Below are 18,083 nucleotides of genomic sequence, written 5' to 3'. Positions count from 1 at the left end.
AGCAGGATTATGTGAGGTAAACAGGATTTGCTGTCTTTTCTGGCTCAGAATCCACTTTGACATTTTTCTTATTAACAGAGAAGCCAGCTTTAGATTAATCGCCATATCAATATTATCTATAGCGAAGCACTCATAAATCGATAAATAAACTTAATACTCTCTGTCGTTCTTCCTACCGAAGGTGATAATAGCGATCCGGGTTGAGAAGTCGTCGTAATATCACTCACTCAGTCAAATTGCAAATTGTTGCAGTGTTTCCATCAATATCCAGGCCGGATTATCACGCGTTAACTCAATTAGTTTGAGTGCAGCAAGTCCAGACGTTGCATCAAGATCAATTTTTTCCTGACACTATTAAGCTTCAGTGAGTGAAGGGATTTAAACCCCTCAATTTTCAGTTCATCAATCATGAATGCTCCTTGTTCTGACGATAATGCATCATAAGATGATATGAGAAATTTTATAAATGTTTTATGTCAGATGATTGTCAGGTTCGCGAGGCTTTGTCAGTAACAAAGATTTATATAACCTGCGAGCTTTTGTACAGATGCGTAAGGTGTCACTGTTCAGTCACCCTTTTTACCGCTAGAGTGAATAGCTCACCGGAACAAATGGAGATGACCATGCTGTATATCTTTGATTTAGGTAACGTCATTGTTGATATTGATTTTAACCGGGTGCTGGGCGTGTGGAGCGATCTGGGACGTGTTCCGCTTTCCACACTACAGAGTCATTTTACGATGGGAGAGAACTTTCATCGTCATGAACGGGGTGAAATCAGTGATGAAGCTTTTGCTGAGCAAATGTGCGATGAGCTGGATCTGGCTTTAAGCTACGAACAGTTTGTCGCGGGCTGGCAGGCCGTCTTTGTCGACGTTCGCCCGGAAGTCATTCAGCTAATGAAAAAGCTGCGTGAACGCGGCGATCGCGTGGTGATTTTATCCAACACTAACCGTCTGCATTGCAGCTTCTGGCCAACGCAGTACCCGGAAGTGCAGCAGGCCGCAGATAAACTCTATCTTTCGCAGGATATGGGTATGCGTAAGCCTGAAGCGCGCATCTACCAGCAGGTGCTGCGGGAAGAAGGCGTTACGGCCGATCGGGCGATCTTCTTTGATGATAATCAGGAGAACATTGACGCGGCGCGTGCGGCAGGTATTCAGAGCATTCATGTCACTGATGCCGGCGTAATCCCAACTTTCTTTGCCAAAGCTGAACATGTCACTGATTAATCATTACCATCATCGCATGCGGGCTTTCTGGCAATGGATAAAACTGCTGTGGCAGCGTATTGATGAAGATGGCATGACCATTCTGGCCGGTCATCTGGCCTATGTGTCGCTGCTATCCCTGGTGCCGTTAGTTGCCGTTGTTTTCGCCCTGTTCGCTGCATTCCCGGCTTTTTCCGAGGTCAGCAGGCAGTTAAAGCTTTTTATTTTCAGCAACTTTGTGCCGGCATCAGGGACGGTTATCCAGAGTTACCTTGAACAGTTTGTCGCCAACGTCAATAAAATGACGGCAGTGGGTGCCTGCGGGCTAGTCGTGACCGCGCTGCTACTGATGTATTCCATTGATAGCGCGTTGAATACCATCTGGCGCAGCAAGCGTAAGCGGCCCGTGGTCTACTCCTTCGCCGTGTATTGGATGATCCTGACGCTTGGCCCAATGCTTGCCGGAGCAAGCCTGGCAATCAGTTCCTATCTGCTTTCACTGCGTTGGGCTTCTGTCACCGGCGTCAGTTGGCTGGTTGATTATGGGCTACGGGTTTTTCCGCTGCTGCTCTCCTGGCTGACCTTCTGGCTGCTTTACAGTATTGTCCCGACTCGCCAGGTGCCGGGTAGAGATGCGTTGGTGGGCGCGCTGGTGGCCGGGTTGCTGTTTGAACTGGGGAAAAAAGGATTCGCGCTTTACGTGACGATGTTTCCCTCATACCAGCTTATCTATGGCGTGCTGGCCGTGATCCCCATCCTGTTCCTGTGGGTCTACTGGACCTGGTGTATTGTCTTACTTGGCGCTGAAATTACCGCCACGCTGGGCGACTATCGCCAGCTCAAACAACAAGAACAAGAAAGGGAAAACGAAGAATGATTGCCTTAATTCAACGCGCGTTGAACGCCAGCGTCACGGTCTCTGGTGAGACCATCGGTGAAATCGGCCCGGGATTGCTAATCTTATTAGGTGTGGAAAAAGGCGACGATCGGCAAAAAGCGCAGCGGCTTTGCGATCGCGTGCTGGGCTACCGTATTTTCAGCGATGAGCACGGCAAAATGAATCTTAATGTGCAGCAGGCTGGCGGCAGCGTGCTGGTCGTTTCGCAGTTTACGCTGGCCGCCGACACGCAGAAAGGAATGCGTCCTGGCTTCTCTGGCGGGGCAGAACCCGCAGCAGCAGAACAGCTGTATACGTTTTTTGTCGACTGCTGCCGTGATAAAGGTATTAGTACCGAAACCGGTCGCTTTGCGGCCGATATGCAGGTCGCGCTGGTTAATGATGGGCCCGTAACCTTCTGGCTGCAGGTTTGAAGCGGGCGGAACGGCAGGGAAGCGGCCCGGAACGAGAGAACCATTATATGTATCATCTTCGAGTACCTGAAACCGCAGAAGAGCTGGATGCTTACTATCAGTTCCGCTGGGAAATGCTGCGCAAACCGCTTCATCAGCCAATGGGCTCTGAACGGGATGCATGGGATGCGCTGGCGCATCATCAAATGGTTGTGGATGAGCGGGGCGAGCCGGTTGCGGTAGGGCGGCTTTATATTAATGCCGAGAACGAAGCGGCTATTCGCTTTCTTGCCGTGCATCCCTCGGTGCAGGGAAAAGGACTGGGAACGCTGGTGGCCATGACGCTGGAGTCCGTCGCGCGTCAGGAAGGTGCCAAGCGGGTAGTCTGTAGCGCTCGTGAAGATGCCGTCGAGTTTTTCTCTAAGCTCGGGTATCACAATGAGGGTGAAATTACCGCGCCGCAAACGACCCCGGTTCGCCACTTTCTGATGATCAAACCGGTCATCACGCTGGATGATATTCTGCATCGCGCTGACTGGTGTGGGCAGCTGCAACAGGCCTGGTATAACCACATCCCGCTGAGTGAAAAAATGGGCGTGCGCATTTTGCAGTACACCGGCCAAAAATTTATCACTACCATGCCTGAAAACGGCAACCAGAACCCGCACCATACACTTTTCGCTGGCAGCCTGTTTTCTCTGGCTACGCTAACCGGCTGGGGGCTGATCTGGCTGCTGCTGCGTGAACGTCATCTGGGCGGGACGATTATCCTGGCGGACGCGCATATTCGCTACAGCCATCCGATTACGGGAAAACCTGGCGCGATTGCCGATCTTGGCTCGCTGAGCGGCGATCTGGATCGCCTCGCTCGCGGCCGTAAAGCGCGCGTACAGCTCGAAGTGGAGCTGTACGGCAACGAAGAGTGTGGCGCGGTATTTGAAGGCGTCTATCTGGTGCTGCCAGCCGATCCGGATGGCCCGCTGGAGCCAGCCGGTTCTAACCACTGGCCGGAGCCTTAACGCCCTTTCTTTTTACGGCCTGGCTGGACAAAGCGTTTACGAGATGCCGCGTTGCCAGCCGGTTTTTCCGCACCTTTAACGCCGCCTGCCGACGGTTTCCTGGCTGCGGGCGCTTTGGCTTTAGCCGGTGCCTTCTTCGCGGGTTTATCTTCTGAAGACGAGTTTTCCAGCAGCTTAAAAAGCTCAATCAGTTCATCGTCGGTGAGATCGCGCCATTCACCCAGCGGCAGTCCTTTCAGGTTGACGTTCATAATTCGCGTACGTTCAAGCTTAGTGACTTCATAACCAAAGTGCTTACACATACGGCGGATCTGACGGTTAAGACCTTGTACCAGCGTGATGCGGAACACAAAGGGCGCTTCGCGGGTTACTTTACATTTTTTGGTAACGGTGCCCAGCATCGGAACGCCTGCGCTCATGCCCTGAATAAATTCATCGGTGACCGCTTTGTTGACCGTGACCACATACTCTTTTTCGTGATTGTTCCCGGCACGCAGGATTTTATTCACCAGATCGCCGTGGTTGGTCAGGAAAATTAGCCCCTGAGAGTCTTTATCGAGACGGCCGATAGGAAAGACGCGCTTGCTGTGATTAACAAAATCGCTGATGTTATCCCGCTCGCCTTCTTCCATGGTGGTGATAATGCCAACCGGCTTATTCAGGGCGATAAGCACCAGATCTTCTTCATCACGCGGCTCAATCAGCTGACCGTTTACCTTCACCACATCGCCGGGGAATACCTGATCGCCTACGGCAGCTCGCTTGCCGTTAATAAAAACGTTGCCCTGTTCGACATAGCGATCGGCGTCACGACGAGAACAGATACCGCTCTCGCTAATGTATTTGTTAAGACGAATAGATGAGTTGGTCAGCATGGTTCCTCCGTAAAAAAGCGGACTATACCTTACCCGGGTTGTGTTGCGAACAGGGGTAGCCCGCTTATGTGCAGATAAATCGCCGCGGCTGCGGCGATTGGGCGGAAAGAGTGGCTGATTTTACTGCGAACCGGCGACCTGGCCCGCCTGCATGGTTTGCTGCAAGGATTTGTCGCCAGCGGAAACGGAAAGCGTGCCGTTGACGGTTGGACGTAATGGCATCTCCTGTGCCAGGCTGGCCTGTGCCTTCAGCTGCAAATCACCGTTTCCTTCTAAAGAGAGCGCTGGCCATCCCCAGTCATGCAGCAGGTTCACCGGCACCTGGCGACCATTCAGCGTTAACGACAGCGCTCGCCGTGGCTGCTGTGAAATTGTCGCTGTCCCTTCAACCATCCCTTCTCCGGCAAAAGCGCTCAGTTCAGTGAGGTTGATAGTGTTGCCATCGGCATTGAGCGCCACGGAAGGATGGCGTAAATCGACGCGATTGAACGTCGCTTCCGCGGCATTGAAACTTAACTGTCCTGACCAGATGCCCCATTGACGATCGCGGGCCAGCAGTAAATGGCTGCCGTTACCATCCAGCGAAGTCATTTGCAGCGGGAAGGCCGGATCGATATCAATAATCAGATTGTGGCTGGCGGAGAATTTTGTCAGTTCTACGCTGTTCAGCCAGGCGGGGAGGTTAGCCTGCCAGCGCTGACGCCAGTTGCCCGGCAGAGTATATTCCATGCCCGCGATTGCCAGTTCATCCAGCGTTAGTTTTTTGTCGCTGCGGGTCCAGTTACCGGAAGTACGAATCAGTCCATTCGCCCAGCGAGAACTGGCCTGCGTGAGAGCGATGCCGGTCGGTGAAAAGGTCATGTTCACAATGGGATCGTTCAGTTGCAGGCTGCCGTTAACAAAGGTGCTGGCATTCATCGACAGCGCCCCGTCATCGCTCTGCCAGTCGCCATCCTGTAGCCTGATGTTTTTCAGCGCTAAATCCAAATCGGTGATGGCCCAGTCGTTGCCTTCCAGGCGGGCATCGGTGATATCCACGCGATCAAAATGCACGGAGGGGAGCGTCATTAGCGGTGCAAGGAAATCGTTGAGCGAAAGCTGACTTTGCAGACGAATACTGTTCAACCGTAAAGACGCTACCTGCCAGTTATTCTGTGCGTCGCGTTGCGCGCTGGCGGTGATGGAACCTAACGCCACGTCAGCGCCAAAATTATCAATCGCCAGCTGTTTATTGCTGGTACGGCCTTGAAGCAGCAAATTAGTGACAGGAATACCTTTAACGTTCAGCGAGGCGGCGCTCAGCTGGAACCGAGCATCGTTACCAATGAAATCATTAGCGGCAGGTTTCCACGGCATCACACCGCCGTCCACGCCTTGCGCGGTGATGGGAAATTCGCCATATGCCCTGTTGACCGCCATCTTGTTAAGTTGCAGACGGTTTGCAGAAAGGGGCACAGATCGGGAATGCTCTGCCAGTGTCAGCGAGCCCTGTTCCAGCCAGATGCTGGCAAAATGCAAGGGCTCGGTAAACTGTACGACGCTCAGGCCCAAATCGACTTTTTTTGCTGTTAGCGTGGCGGGCCGATCTCGCTCACCGAACGAGACGTCATTGAGGATCAGATGCGCGGGATCGGAAAAGTTGTGCTCCATTTTGCTGAAAGTCAGGTGCCAGGCACTGTTTGCACTGATCGTGGCGCTGATCCAGCGTGCGCCAGGCCGGGTTTGTAGCAACAGGTAGATCACCACTATTGCCAGCAGTACGAGCAGCAGCAGCGACAGCAAAATTTTCCCAATTGATTTCATTGCACTTGTCCCTATGAGCTTTCTGATAAAGGGGTGTTATGCCTTAAACCGGCTCAAAGCTCAACCTTCCGTTAGCCGCAGGCGAAGTGGAGATCGCCTGCGGTTTATGGGGCAGAGTGACGGCAGAAGGGATTATTTCTCGTGAGGAAACAGCAGATTCAGAATGATGGCGGTGATGCCGCCCGCCGCAATACCGGAAGAGAGCAGGGTTTTCAGCCAGTCTGGCGCAAACTGCAAAATCAACGGCTGTTGTGACACGCCAAGGCCAACTGCCAGCGACAGCGCAATAATCATGATAGCGCGGCGGTTCAACGGCTCGCGGGAGACGATACGCACGCCGGATGCTGCGATAGTGCCGAACATCACAATGGTTGCACCGCCGAGTACTGGCTCTGGAATATGCTGCACAAATCCGCTCACCGCCGGGAACAAACCCAGTACGATCAGCATGAGCGCGACAACAAAGCCCACGTAACGACTGGCTACGCCGGTCAGCTGGATCACACCATTGTTTTGACCGAAGCAGGAGTTAGGGAACGTGTTGAACAGCGCGGAAACACAAGAGTTCAGGCCGTTAGCTAACACGCCGCCTTTCAGCCGCTTCATATACACAGGCCCACTCACCGGCTGTTCAGAAACATCAGAGGTGGCAGTGATGTCACCGATTGTCTCCAGTGACGTGACCATAAAGACCAGCATCAGCGGCACCAACAGATTCCAGTCGATCCCCAGTCCGTAATAGAACGGCATCGGGACCGTAATTAACGGCTGACCGGTTGGCGTACTGCTTTCCGGCAGCATGCCCATCGCCCAGGCCAGCAGATAACCCACGGCCATTGCGATCACCAGCGAAGCCACGCGTAAATAAGGATTACGCTGGCGATTAAGCAGAATAATCACCAGCAACACGCTGCCCGCCAGTAACAGATTTTTCGGCGCACCGAAGGTATGGTCGCTCATTGCAGCAAAACCACCGCCAATGGAAGTCAATCCGACCTGAATCAGCGACAGACCGATGATCATCACCACAATGCCGGAAACCAGCGGCGTAATAATACGCCGGGCAAGATGCAGCACGCGTGACAGCACCATCTCCGTACAGGACGCCAGCATCAGGGTGCCAAAGAGCGCGGCCATCATCGTTTTTACGTCCGCGCCGCCATTTTTGAGCGCCATACCGCCCATGATCAGCGGGGTAACAAAGTTAAAACTGGTGCCCTGAATCGACAGCAGACCGGAACCGACCGGCCCCCAGGTTTTGATTTGCAGAATGGATGCCACGCCGGAAGCAAACAGCGACATGCTGATAATATGCTGCGTATCCTGCGCTGGCAGGCCAAGCGCCTGGCAAATCAATAGCGCGGGCGTAATAACCGCCACAAACATCGCCAGCAGATGCTGACAGGCGGCAAACAGGGTCTGCGGCAGCGGAGGACGATCCTCAAGGCGATAAATCAGTTCACTTTTTGCAGTGGGAATAGCGCTGCGGTTGACATCGGCATCGGAGGTGTTGACGGACATTCTGACGGAACCCTTGCGAGCAAAGAGGCGATTTTAATCTTATAACCGCCAAAAGCAAACGATTGCCAGTAGTGAAAGTTCTCACGTGTAGAGGATACACAGCAAAATTGGCCAGGATTCACTAAGATCGGTACAGACCAAAACAACAAGGGGAACACTATGCAGGTATTTATTATTGGTGCGACAGGAGGCGTGGGTCGCCGTCTGAGAAGACGCCTGGTTAACGCGGGCCATCAGGTTGCCGGAACGCACCGCCGTGACAGTCAAAAAGAACAGCTGGAAACCGATGGCGTAACGCCGGTGAATATCGATTTAATGAATACCAGTAGCGAAAGGCTGGCGGCGGCAATGCAGGGCAGTGACGTAGTGGTATTCTCTGCGGGCGCGGGCGGTGCAGGCGTTGATCTGACCGACGGTATTGATGGTCGCGGCGCACGCTTTGCGGCAGAAGCGGCGCGGCTGGCTGGCATCAACCGTTTTCTGCTGGTCTCAGCCTTTCCCGATGCCGGACGCGGAAAAGCGCCGTCGCCGGGGTTTGAGCATTATATGCAGGTGAAGAAGCAGGCTGACGTCATGCTGGCGGCCACGCCGCTGGACTGGGTGATTTTGCGGCCGGGCACGCTGGTTAACGAAGCCGGAACCGGCAAAGTACGTACCGGGCTGGCCATCCCTTACGGTACGGTACCCAGAGATGACGTTGCCGCCGTGCTGCATGCTCTTGTTGAACAGCCAGAAGTAAAAAGGGTGATTATTGAACTGACCGCCGGCGAGCAGGATGCCAGCGAAGCGGTTGCCGCTATGGCAGCCTTCAGCGGGCGTTAGCCGCCTCAGGCGTTAGTATAGCGCTGCGTTTCCGGCAGCCAGCGTTCAATCAGCGCCTGTGCCTGTTCGGGGTAGTGTTGATGAATGTGGCGGGCGACACGCTGGACTTCAGGGATCATCGCGCCGTCGCGCAGCAGATCGGCAACTTTGAATTCAGCATTGCCGGTCTGTCGCGTGCCCAGCAGTTCGCCAGGCCCACGAATTTCCAGATCGCACTGGGCAATCACAAAACCGTCGTTGCTGTCCCGCAGAACCTGAAGACGTTTTTGCGCCGTTTTGCTGAGGGGCGCTTTATACAGCAGAACACAGTGTGAAGCGACAGAACCTCGGCCTACCCGGCCTCTGAGCTGATGCAGCTGCGCCAGGCCAAGACGCTCAGGATTCTCGATAATCATCAGGCTCGCGTTAGGCACATCCACGCCAACTTCAATAACCGTGGTGGCGATAAGCAAGTGGATCTCACCCTGTTTGAACGCCTGCATGACGGCCTGTTTCTCAGCCGGCTTCATGCGGCCGTGCACCAGCCCAACCTGCAATTCAGGCAGCGCCAGCTTCAGTTCTTCCCAGGTTGCTTCCGCCGCCTGAGCTTCCAGCTGTTCCGATTCCTCAATCAATGTACAGACCCAGTAAGCCTGGCGTCCTTCGCCGCTACAGGCGCTCTTCACCCGGTCGATGATATCGGCACGGCGGGTATCGGGGATCGCAACCGTCGTAACCGGCGTCCTGCCAGGCGGCAGTTCATCAATGGTCGACGTTTCCAGATCGGCATAGGCCGTCATCGCCAGCGTACGTGGAATGGGCGTGGCGGTCATGATCAGCTGATGAGGATGAAAACCCTGTTCTTCCCCTTTTTCCCACAGCGCCAGCCGCTGGTGGACGCCGAAGCGGTGCTGTTCGTCGATAATGACCAGCGCCAGCCCGTTAAACTGTACCTGTTCCTGGAAAATAGCATGGGTGCCGACAATCATCGAAACCTGCCCGCTGGCGATAGCTTCCTGCTGCGCGAGGCGTGCTTTTCCTTTCTGCTTACCGGCCAGCCAGCCAACCTCAATGCCCAGCGGTTCAAACCACTGGCGGAAGTTATTGGCATGCTGCTCGGCCAGCAGCTCAGTCGGTGCCATTAGCGCGACCTGCTTGCCCCAGGCGATAACTTCAAGTGCGGTCAAAGCGGCCACCAGCGTTTTGCCCGATCCGACATCGCCCTGCACAAGACGCATCATTGGGTAGTCCTGCGCCAGGTCCTGTTCAATTTCTCGCACTACACGTGCCTGAGCGCCTGTCGGCTTGAATGGCAAACTGGCCAGCAGCTTATCGCACAGCTCGCGGCGAGCCGGCATTGGCAGTGCGTGATAACGCTGCGCGCCAGCACGTACGGCCAGCATGCTGAGGTTATGCGCCAGTAATTCTTCCATAATCAGACGGCGTTGTGCAGGATGCGTACCGCTATCCAGATCGGCCAGCGCCATATCCGGCGGTGGGCGGTGCAGCGTACGCAGCGCATCCGGCAGGCTGATCATGCCCCGGCTCAGTTCAGGCGGGAGCAGTTCGGCGATAGGGCAGGTTTTCAGCAGCTCAAGCGCCTGATCGGTAAGATTGCGCAACGTAGCCTGACGAATGCCTTCCGTTGTGGAATAAACTGGCGTCAGCGTTTCCTGCAATTCCACACCGCTGTTTTCACCCTGCACGCGATACTCAGGATGAATAATCTCCGCCCCGCGCTGGCCGCGTTTAATTTCACCATAGGCGGTCACGCGCCGTCCTGCGGCAAGGCTGTTTTTCATGCCAGCATTAAAATTGAAAAAACGCAGGGTGAGAACGCCGGTGCCATCGCTAATCTGACAGGTCAGCATGCGACGACGGCCAAAAGAGATGTCGCTTTGCAGGACTTCGCCTTCAACCGTGGCATAGATATTCGGCAAAAGATCGTTGATAGCGTAAAGCTGGGTGCGGTCTTCGTAACGAAGCGGCAGATGCAACAGCAGATCCTGCACGGTTGCCAGGCCCAGCTTCGCCAGCTTGCCGGTCTGGCTTGCGCCAACGCCGGAAAGCGTACTGAGTGGGATGGCATCCAGCAGGCGGCCCATCATTTTTTACGTACCGACGCTTGCATGGTTGCCCACCATTCCGGGCTGGCAACCACCTGACCCGTGTCGCTGATTTCCGGGTAAGGCAAACCTTTATGTTTCGCCACTCGCGCCAGCACCGGGTAGCCGCCTTCAAACAGCAGGCGCTGCTGCTCGTCATAAGGCAGATCGCTTTCCTGACGCTGATACATGCCCGCATTCTGCCGCTGGCGCTGCGCTTCATACAGGATAAGCGCAGAGGCAACGGAAACGTTGAGCGACTGTACCATGCCGATCATCGGAATAATGATGTCCTGGTCGGCGAGATCCAACGCTTGCTGAGTAATACCGGTTTTTTCCTGACCCATCAAAATGCAGGTCGGGCGGGTATAGTCGATTTCCCGAAAGTCTACCGCGTCGTCGGAGAGGTGCGTGGCCAGAATTTGCATTCCCTGGCCTTTCAGGTGACTGACGGCGTCGGTGATGGTGGTGTGCGTTTTGACCTGCACCCAGCTGTTGCTGCCCGCAGCAGAAGAAACCATGGTTCGCATTCGGCTGCCGGGCCACACCGCATGGACTTCGTGTACCCCAACTGCATCCGCCGTACGAATAACGGCGGAAACGTTATGCGGTTTATGCACCTGTTCCATACAAACGGTCAGATCGTGCTGACGAGCGGCCAGCATCTCCTGGATACGGGCAAAGCGTTGAGCATTCATGCACTAATTTCGATTACGGTGAACTTTAATCACATCCGGCATTACGCGGATTTTACGCATAATGTTCGCCAGATGGACGCGATCGCGGGCTGTCAGACGGATAAAGGCGCAGTAAACACGGCCATCTTTCTCTTCCGTATTCAGGCTCTGAATATTGGATCCTGCCGTATTGATGGCTGCCGTGAGGTTCGCCAGCGCGCCCTGGTGGTTAAACATATCCACTTTGATCTCCGCGACAAATTCCTGCTCGGTGTCTTTATCCCATTCCACCGCCATAAACTTCTCTGGCTCTTTCTGATAGCCACGAATATTACGGCAGGATTCATGGTGCACCACCAGCCCTTTACCGGGGCTGACATGCGCCACGATGGGGTCGCCAGGAATTGGGCGGCAGCACTTGGCAAAGGTGATAAGCACGCCATCAGCGCCCTTAATCGGTAATTTGCTGCGCGACGGCGTGTTGGAAGTCTGAGTCACCGGGGCAGGCTGATCGTTCTGCTGAAGATTTTTCGCCACTACCACGCTCATGGCGTTGCCAAGGCCAATTTCGGCCAGCAGATCGTCCAGCGTAGCCAGCTTCATACGTTCCAGCTCGTGCTGAACGCTTTCCGGCGCGATTTCAGCCAGCTTGCGGCTACCGCCTAACGCATGATTCAACAGGCGGCGTCCCAGGCTGACCGAATCTTCCCGCTTGAGGTTTTTCAACAGCTGGCGAATTTTTGCACGCGCTTTTGAACTGACCACAAAGTTAAGCCAGGCAGCGTTAGGACGCGCGCCGGGTGCGGTAATGATTTCGACAGTCTGCCCGCTGGTCAACGGCTGCGACAGCGGATAAGGCTGACGGTCGACGCGCGCGCCGACGCAGGCATGGCCGATATCGGTATGAACGGCGTAAGCAAAGTCTACCGGTGTGGCATCGGCGGGTAGCTCAACGATACGGCCTTCTGGCGTAAAGACGTAAATTTCATCCGGGAACAGATCGGATTTAACGCTCTCAATAAACTCAAAGGAGCTACCGGCACTCTGTTGCAGTTCCAACAGGCTTTGCAGCCAGCGTTGGGCACGGATTTGCGCCGTGGTGCTGCTTTCACCCTGTTCTTTATAAGCCCAGTGCGCAGCCACACCCATTTCAGCCATCTGATCCATATCTTCTGTGCGGATCTGCACCTCAACCGGCACGCCATGTGGCCCGATCATTGAGGTATGCAGCGACTGATAGCCGTTAGCTTTGGGAATGGCGATATAATCTTTTACTCTGCCAGGACGAGGCTTGTAGAGGCTGTGCATCTGTCCAAGCACCCGATAACAGGTGTCGACATCGCTGACGATGACCCGGAAAGCGTAGATATCCATAATTGAATGGAAGCGCTGCTCTTTCAGGTGCATTTTGCAATAAATCGAGTAGAGGTGCTTTTCCCTTCCGCTGACGCGGCAGGGGATACCCGCTTCCTGAAGGCGACCGTCAATTTCAGAAAGGATCTTTTGAATCATCTCTTTACGATTGCCACGGGCCGCTTTCACCACTTCTTTGATGACGCGGTAGCGGTTGGGGTAGAGCGCTTCGAAGCCCAGCTCTTCCAGCTCGGTTTTCAGGTGATGAATACCCAGCCTGTGGGCCAGCGGACTGTAGATTTCCAGCGTTTCCAGCGCAATACGGCGCTTTTTATCCGGGCGTAATGCGCCCAGAGTCCGCATGTTATGCGTACGGTCGGCCAGTTTGATCAGAATGACGCGAATATCCTGCACCATTGCCATGATCATTTTGCGGAAGTTTTCGGCCTGCGCTTCTTTCTTATCGCGGAATTTCAGCTTATCGAGTTTGGAAACCCCTTCAACCAGTTCAGCTACGGTTCGGCCAAAAAGCTGTTCCATATCCTGATAGGTGGCGGGGGTGTCCTCGATAACATCGTGCAAAAGCGCGGCCATGAGTGTTTCATGGTCGAGCTTCATTTCCGCCAGGATGCAGGCAACGGCAACCGGGTGGGTAATGTAAGGCTCACCGCTGGAGCGCGTCTGTCCCTCGTGAGCATCACGTGCGACAAGGTATGCTTGCTTGAGGCGCTTTATCTGGTCCTCAGGCAAGTATTTTTCAATCAGTTGATTGAGACTTTCAAACAGATACAAGGGCGAGCCTTCCGGCTAATAATTAACGACGACCTTCAGCGATAGCGGTAACAGCCTGTAACTCAGCGGCTTCCTGCTCTTGCTGCTCCTGACGATCACGCACATCCAGAATCTGGTTGGTGATCAAACCTTCTTCGATCTCACGCAGTGCGATTACGGTAGATTTATCGTTTTCTTCCGGAACCAGCGGATCTTTACCGCCAACCTGCATCTGGCGAGCGCGACGAGCGGCGACCAGAACCAGGTCAAAACGGTTACCAATTTTTTCTACTGCGTCCTGTACGGTTACGCGTGCCATAAGTGTGATACTCCACGGTTGACGAAATGACTGGGCATCATACTGAGTTGTCCTCAGTCTGCCAACAGTTTGCTGATTAAAGCATCATGACGGGACTTTTGACGGCCCATTCGCAGACGCTCGGCGCGAATAATGGTTTTCAGATCGGACAGCGCCAGATCGAAATCATCATTCACAATGAGGTAATCATATTCTGCAAAGTGGCTCATTTCCGCGACGGCTTGCGCCATTCGTTTGGTGATAACCTCTTCGCTGTCCTGGCCGCGGCCACGCAGGCGGCGATCCAGCTCATCTTTTGATGGCGGCAGGACAAAAATAGTGCGTGCCTGCGGCATCTTTTGGCGAATTTGCTGGGCACCCTGCCAGTCGATATCTAAAAAGACATCCACGCCGGTAGAAAGCACCTGTTCAATCGCTTTACGGGAAGTACCGTAATAATTGCCAAACACTTCAGCATGTTCCAGAAAAGCTTCTTCTTCGATCATGCCACGGAATTCGTCGTGGTTGACGAAATAGTAGTGTTCACCATGATTTTCACCCGGACGTATTCCCCGTGTGGTATGGGAAATAGAAACTTGGGTGTCGTATAACGGTTGTGTCTTCAGCAGTGCATGGATCAGGCTGGATTTACCCGCGCCGCTGGGAGCTGAAACAATAAAAAGTGTGCCTTGAGCCATGATTCTTCTTGATATGCCAGTCGGAGTCTACTTCCTGCACAGTATACACGGCTGCCACTCATCATGCAGCGTTTCAGGCCGGTCAGAACGTTTTTTCTCAGAAAATGCGATGCGTCTCGCGGCGAAGATGAAGCATTTCATGCTAGGGCGAAAACTTTTCGAGGCGATTCCCGTCATTACAGCTCGCCCCTCGCAAGCTCCAGCGATCCGGTTTTTAATCCGCCTTGCAGAGTAACAGGGGGTAAAGAGATGCGAAGAAGCCTGATGTTAATTATCGGCTTGTGCTGTAGCGCGGCGCAAGCTATCTGCCCGGTTTGGGCACCTGGTCGCGCTGAAATGGAAATGGGGGCGTTGCAGGAACAGCTGAGCAAATGGGACGATGCCTATTATCGACAGGGGCTCAGCCTGGTTGAGGACGAGCGCTATGATGCGCTGGAAAAGAAATACCATGACTGGCAACGTTGTTTTCGACCGCTAAGTGAACTCCGCCTGCCTGAATTAATGCAAGGCGGTAAAGTTGTGCATCCTGTTGCGCACGTTGGTGTTAAAAAACTGGCGGACAAACAGGCGGTGGCGCGCTGGATGGCGGGAAAGAACGCGCTTTGGGTGCAGCCAAAGGTAGATGGCGTTGCCGTTACTTTGCATTACCAGCGGGGGAAACTGGTCAGGCTGATCAGTCGGGGAGATGGATTGCATGGCGAAGACTGGACGGAGAAGGCGAAAGCGATAACGGCTATTCCTCAGCAAATTCCGCTGGTTGCGCCTTCTGTCGTTTTGCAGGGAGAGCTATTCTTGCAGATGACCGATCATCATCAGGCTGAACAGGGCGGCATCAATGCCCGATCGTTAGTCGCAGGCGCAATGAGGCGTAACGAAGCATCAACAGTCCTGCAAAAGCTTGGCATTTTTATCTGGGCATGGCCTGAAGGGCCGAGAGCGATGCCACAGCGGCTGGATCAGCTGAGCAAAGCCGGATTTGGCGTCGCGGCTAACTGGAGTAAACCCGTCGCCAGCGCTGATGACGTAGCGATATGGCGTGAGCGCTGGTTGCATGAGCCGCTGCCTTTTGTTACCGATGGCGTGGTCATTCATGCCACGCCGCCTGACGGGGCAAACTGGCGTCCGGGGGATAATACCTGGTCCGTAGCCTGGAAATATTCTCCGGCAAAGGCCAATACGGGAGTTCGTTCCGTCGAGTTTCCTGTGGGGCGCACGGGAAAAATTAGCGCGGTACTCAATCTGGAACCTGTACAGCTGGATGATAAAAAAGTCAGTCGGGTCAGTCTCGGTTCATTCAGACGCTGGCAGCAGGCTGATATTATCGCAGGCGATCAGGTTGCTATCAGTCTGGCGGGCCAGGGAATCCCGCGCCTGGATGGTGTTACATGGCGTGTAGCGCAGCGTGACGTTCCGTCGATACCCGATATTACTGCGTTCAATGCAACAAGTTGCCTGGTTTATACCCCTGCCTGCCGCGAACAGTTCCTGGCAAGGTTAGTTTGGCTAAGTGACAAAAATGTCCTGGCACTGTCTGGCGTGAGCCGCAGTCGCTGGCAGCAGCTGATGCAAAGCGGACTGTTAACGCATCTTTTTTCCTGGCTGGAGCTTTCGCGACAACAGCTCGACGCTATTGAAGCGCTGACGCCGAACCGGGCGGAGCAGCTCTATCATCAGTTTTCGTTGAGCCGCCAGCAGCCCTTCAAACGCTGGGTAAAGGCGTTGGGCGTGCCTCTCCCTGCGGGCGCGCTTAATGCGATGCCTGACGACAACTGGCAAATGCTGCTGGCAAGAAGTGAGGCTGCGTGGCAGCAATTGCCCGGCGTCGGTAAACGCCTGTCACAACAGGTCGTACAGTTTCTTCATCATCCTCAGGTTCAACCATTGATTACGTTTTTGGAAAAAAATCAACAGGCACAATTTAGTGATCGCCATGTGGATAATTAAAAATGGGTAAACCCAGCCGGAACCGCAGCGCCAGCAGACGAGCCGTGAAACCGAACAGTAAGGTAATGAGGACGATTAGCTCATGGGAAAGCGCGGTTTTCAGCAGGAGGATATAAAGCCAGCCCGAAGCAAAAGCGATGCCTGCATACAGCTCTTTTTGAAAGACCAACGGAATGCGGTTGCAAAACATATCGCGCAGCACGCCGCCAAACACGCCGGTAATGACTGCGCAAATCGCGGCTATGATCGAAGCATGACCCATATCCAGCGCAACTTTCGTGCCGATAATGGAGAAAACCGCCAGCCCCAGCGCGTCCAATACCAGGAAAACTTTGCGCAGGTGCGGCATCAGCGGCGCAAGCTGAGTGGTTATGACCGCCGCCGCCGCAACAATCATGATGTATTCAGGATGTTGTACCCAGCCGAGCGGATAGTGACCCAGCAGCATATCGCGAACCGAGCCACCGCCAATAGCGGTAACGGAAGCGATGATAATAACGCCGAACATATCCATTTTTCGGCGGCCCGCTGCCAGTGCGCCAGTCATAGCTTCTGCCGTAATACCAACAATATAGAAAACAGTAAGTAACATAGCCCGCTCCTGAGGAATCGGCGGCAAGCCTGAAGCATCTGTCACAGGCTGGCGATTGAATTTTTTTAACGATCAATTTCCAGATTATTTTAACTAATGCGAACACTGAATTTCTTAAGCGGACATTTGATAATAATGATTATTTATTAGCGGGTTACAAATATATAAAGCGCCACCAAAGATTAGCCTGTCAGGGTGCTGTCAGCTAAAAATGATCATGATGGCGGTTTTACTCAGGGCTCACAGAGCATTCCATCATTTAAGGAGAAAACGCAATGATGGCTGGAGAAGTACTCAGGCTGCTGGCAAAAGGGATCCATCCTGAGACAGGCGAACCTCTTACACCGGGAGCGGTAGTTCACAGCCCGGAGGCTATAAGATTATTGTTCCTGCTGGCCGAAAAATTCAGCTTTACCCATTTTTGTTCGGTTTGAACAATTTACGAGAGGCGATATCGCTCTGTGGAAGAGTGAAGCTAAACAACCGTTACTGCTTTACTATCAATTTACAAACCAGTAACGGCTTATGAAGAGAGACGGTTTAGGGTTAGTTTTTCTTCACGAACTCTGATTTCAGCTTCATTGGGCCAAAGCCATCGATTTTGCAATCGATATTATGATCGCCTTCAACCAGGCGAATGCTTTTCACTTTTGTGCCGATCTTGAGGGGAGTGGAACTTCCTTTCACCTTAAGGTCTTTGATGACGGTTACGCTATCGCCATCAGCCAGCAGATTGCCGTTCGCGTCTTTTACTATCAGCGTATCTTCTGTGGAAGCGTCTGCGCCCTCAGTCCATACATGTCCGCATTCCGGACAATTATTGAGCTCGCCATCCTGCCAGGTATATTCAGAATGACATTTAGGGCAGGGAGGAAGGGTTTGCATAGTCAGCCTCAAATTAATCCATAAAAAAATAGGGGGCATTTTAGCCTGGTAAGGTAGATTAGCCTATTCATCTTTAACGCTTCGGCGTTTAATCTTTTAAGACTGCCATCAGCGGAGCCTTACCCGTACCCTCAAGCTGTCTGGCAAAAAAGTTTACAATTCGGTAGACAACCGGGCAGATAGTAAATATTTTTTAATAAATCATCGTAAAAAAAGTCTATTTATCGCGATCTCATTTGA

17 protein-coding genes are annotated in these 18,083 nt (G+C 53.5%); 7 read left to right on the top strand and 10 right to left on the bottom strand.

Annotated elements, in window-relative coordinates:
* Positions 1-623 precede the first annotated feature (623 nt).
* The 4 genes from yihX to fabY are packed head-to-tail and all read left to right on the top strand — an operon-like array spanning position 624 to position 3,520.
* The gene (gene yihX, locus EHV07_RS23065) at positions 624-1,232 is read left to right on the top strand and encodes a glucose-1-phosphatase (RefSeq protein WP_147200406.1); all 609 of its coding nucleotides are present in this window, start codon (positions 624-626) and stop codon (positions 1,230-1,232) included.
* Positions 1,219-2,088: a virulence factor BrkB family protein gene (locus EHV07_RS23060; protein ID WP_147200405.1), complete on the top strand. Its 870-nt coding sequence runs from the start codon at positions 1,219-1,221 to the stop codon at positions 2,086-2,088. Before yihX ends, EHV07_RS23060 begins: the two co-directional genes overlap by 14 nt.
* Entirely contained in the window at positions 2,085-2,522 is a 438-nt protein-coding gene (dtd, locus tag EHV07_RS23055; protein WP_147200404.1) for a D-aminoacyl-tRNA deacylase, read from the top strand. The genes EHV07_RS23060 and dtd overlap by 4 nt, the downstream gene beginning before the upstream one ends.
* A gap of 47 nt (positions 2,523-2,569) precedes the next feature.
* Positions 2,570-3,520: a fatty acid biosynthesis protein FabY gene (fabY, locus tag EHV07_RS23050; RefSeq protein WP_147200403.1), complete on the top strand. Its 951-nt coding sequence runs from the start codon at positions 2,570-2,572 to the stop codon at positions 3,518-3,520.
* On the opposite strand, the gene rluF is transcribed toward fabY, so the two are convergent.
* From rluF to EHV07_RS23035, 3 genes are all read right to left on the bottom strand, one after another.
* Positions 3,517-4,395: a 23S rRNA pseudouridine(2604) synthase RluF gene (gene rluF, locus EHV07_RS23045; protein ID WP_147200402.1), complete on the bottom strand. Its 879-nt coding sequence runs from the start codon at positions 4,393-4,395 to the stop codon at positions 3,517-3,519. The two genes, fabY and rluF, sit on opposite strands and share 4 nt — an antisense overlap.
* Positions 4,396-4,515: 120 nt before the next feature.
* Positions 4,516-6,198 (bottom strand): AsmA family protein, encoded by a 1,683-nt coding sequence (locus EHV07_RS23040; RefSeq protein ID WP_147200401.1) that lies wholly within the window; start codon positions 6,196-6,198, stop codon positions 4,516-4,518.
* Between the two features lie 132 nt (positions 6,199-6,330).
* Positions 6,331-7,719 (bottom strand): NCS2 family protein, encoded by a 1,389-nt coding sequence (locus EHV07_RS23035; protein ID WP_147200400.1) that lies wholly within the window; start codon positions 7,717-7,719, stop codon positions 6,331-6,333.
* Positions 7,720-7,878: 159 nt separating this feature from the next.
* On the opposite strand from EHV07_RS23035, the gene EHV07_RS23030 reads away from it, so the two are divergent.
* Positions 7,879-8,541, top strand: coding sequence for an NAD(P)H-binding protein (locus EHV07_RS23030; RefSeq protein ID WP_147200399.1), 663 nt, complete (start codon positions 7,879-7,881; stop codon positions 8,539-8,541).
* 5 nt (positions 8,542-8,546) lie between these two features.
* Here the strand turns inward: EHV07_RS23030 and recG are convergent, their stop codons facing one another.
* From recG to gmk, 5 genes are read right to left on the bottom strand one after another with little or no spacing between them, the layout of a single operon-like run.
* Positions 8,547-10,628, bottom strand: coding sequence for an ATP-dependent DNA helicase RecG (gene recG / locus EHV07_RS23025; RefSeq protein WP_147200398.1), 2,082 nt, complete (start codon positions 10,626-10,628; stop codon positions 8,547-8,549).
* Positions 10,625-11,323 (bottom strand): tRNA (guanosine(18)-2'-O)-methyltransferase TrmH, encoded by a 699-nt coding sequence (gene trmH / locus EHV07_RS23020; RefSeq protein ID WP_147200397.1) that lies wholly within the window; start codon positions 11,321-11,323, stop codon positions 10,625-10,627. The genes recG and trmH overlap by 4 nt, the downstream gene beginning before the upstream one ends.
* A gap of 3 nt (positions 11,324-11,326) precedes the next feature.
* Positions 11,327-13,447 carry a bifunctional GTP diphosphokinase/guanosine-3',5'-bis pyrophosphate 3'-pyrophosphohydrolase gene (gene spoT / locus EHV07_RS23015; RefSeq protein WP_147200396.1) on the bottom strand — a complete coding sequence of 707 codons (2,121 nt, stop codon included), beginning with the start codon at positions 13,445-13,447 and terminating at the stop codon, positions 11,327-11,329.
* 22 nt (positions 13,448-13,469) lie between these two features.
* Positions 13,470-13,745, bottom strand: a complete 276-nt coding sequence (gene rpoZ / locus EHV07_RS23010; RefSeq protein ID WP_016191359.1) for a DNA-directed RNA polymerase subunit omega — start codon at positions 13,743-13,745, stop codon at positions 13,470-13,472.
* A gap of 53 nt (positions 13,746-13,798) precedes the next feature.
* The gene (gmk, locus tag EHV07_RS23005) at positions 13,799-14,422 is read right to left on the bottom strand and encodes a guanylate kinase (RefSeq protein ID WP_147200395.1); all 624 of its coding nucleotides are present in this window, start codon (positions 14,420-14,422) and stop codon (positions 13,799-13,801) included.
* Positions 14,423-14,671: 249 nt separating this feature from the next.
* Here gmk and ligB point away from each other — a divergent pair, with 249 nt between their 5' ends.
* The gene (ligB, locus tag EHV07_RS23000; RefSeq protein ID WP_147200394.1) at positions 14,672-16,366 is read left to right on the top strand and encodes an NAD-dependent DNA ligase LigB; all 1,695 of its coding nucleotides are present in this window, start codon (positions 14,672-14,674) and stop codon (positions 16,364-16,366) included.
* Here ligB and EHV07_RS22995 read toward each other — a convergent pair.
* Entirely contained in the window at positions 16,341-16,958 is a 618-nt protein-coding gene (locus EHV07_RS22995) for a trimeric intracellular cation channel family protein (RefSeq protein ID WP_147200393.1), read from the bottom strand. The genes ligB and EHV07_RS22995 overlap by 26 nt on opposite strands.
* A 275-nt stretch (positions 16,959-17,233) precedes the next feature.
* Between EHV07_RS22995 and EHV07_RS24620 the strand changes: the two genes are divergently transcribed.
* Positions 17,234-17,392, top strand: a complete 159-nt coding sequence (locus tag EHV07_RS24620) for a hypothetical protein (RefSeq protein WP_168199661.1) — start codon at positions 17,234-17,236, stop codon at positions 17,390-17,392.
* A gap of 112 nt (positions 17,393-17,504) precedes the next feature.
* On the opposite strand, the gene EHV07_RS22990 is transcribed toward EHV07_RS24620, so the two are convergent.
* Positions 17,505-17,843, bottom strand: a complete 339-nt coding sequence (locus tag EHV07_RS22990; protein ID WP_147200392.1) for a zinc ribbon domain-containing protein YjdM — start codon at positions 17,841-17,843, stop codon at positions 17,505-17,507.
* Positions 17,844-18,083: the final 240 nt, after the last annotated feature.

The sequence above is a fragment of the Pantoea sp. CCBC3-3-1 genome (assembly GCF_007981265.1).
Taxonomy (GTDB): domain Bacteria; phylum Pseudomonadota; class Gammaproteobacteria; order Enterobacterales; family Enterobacteriaceae; genus Erwinia.
The sequence above is the reverse complement of the archived record's forward strand: the minus strand, read 5'-3'. Positions and strand labels throughout refer to the sequence as shown.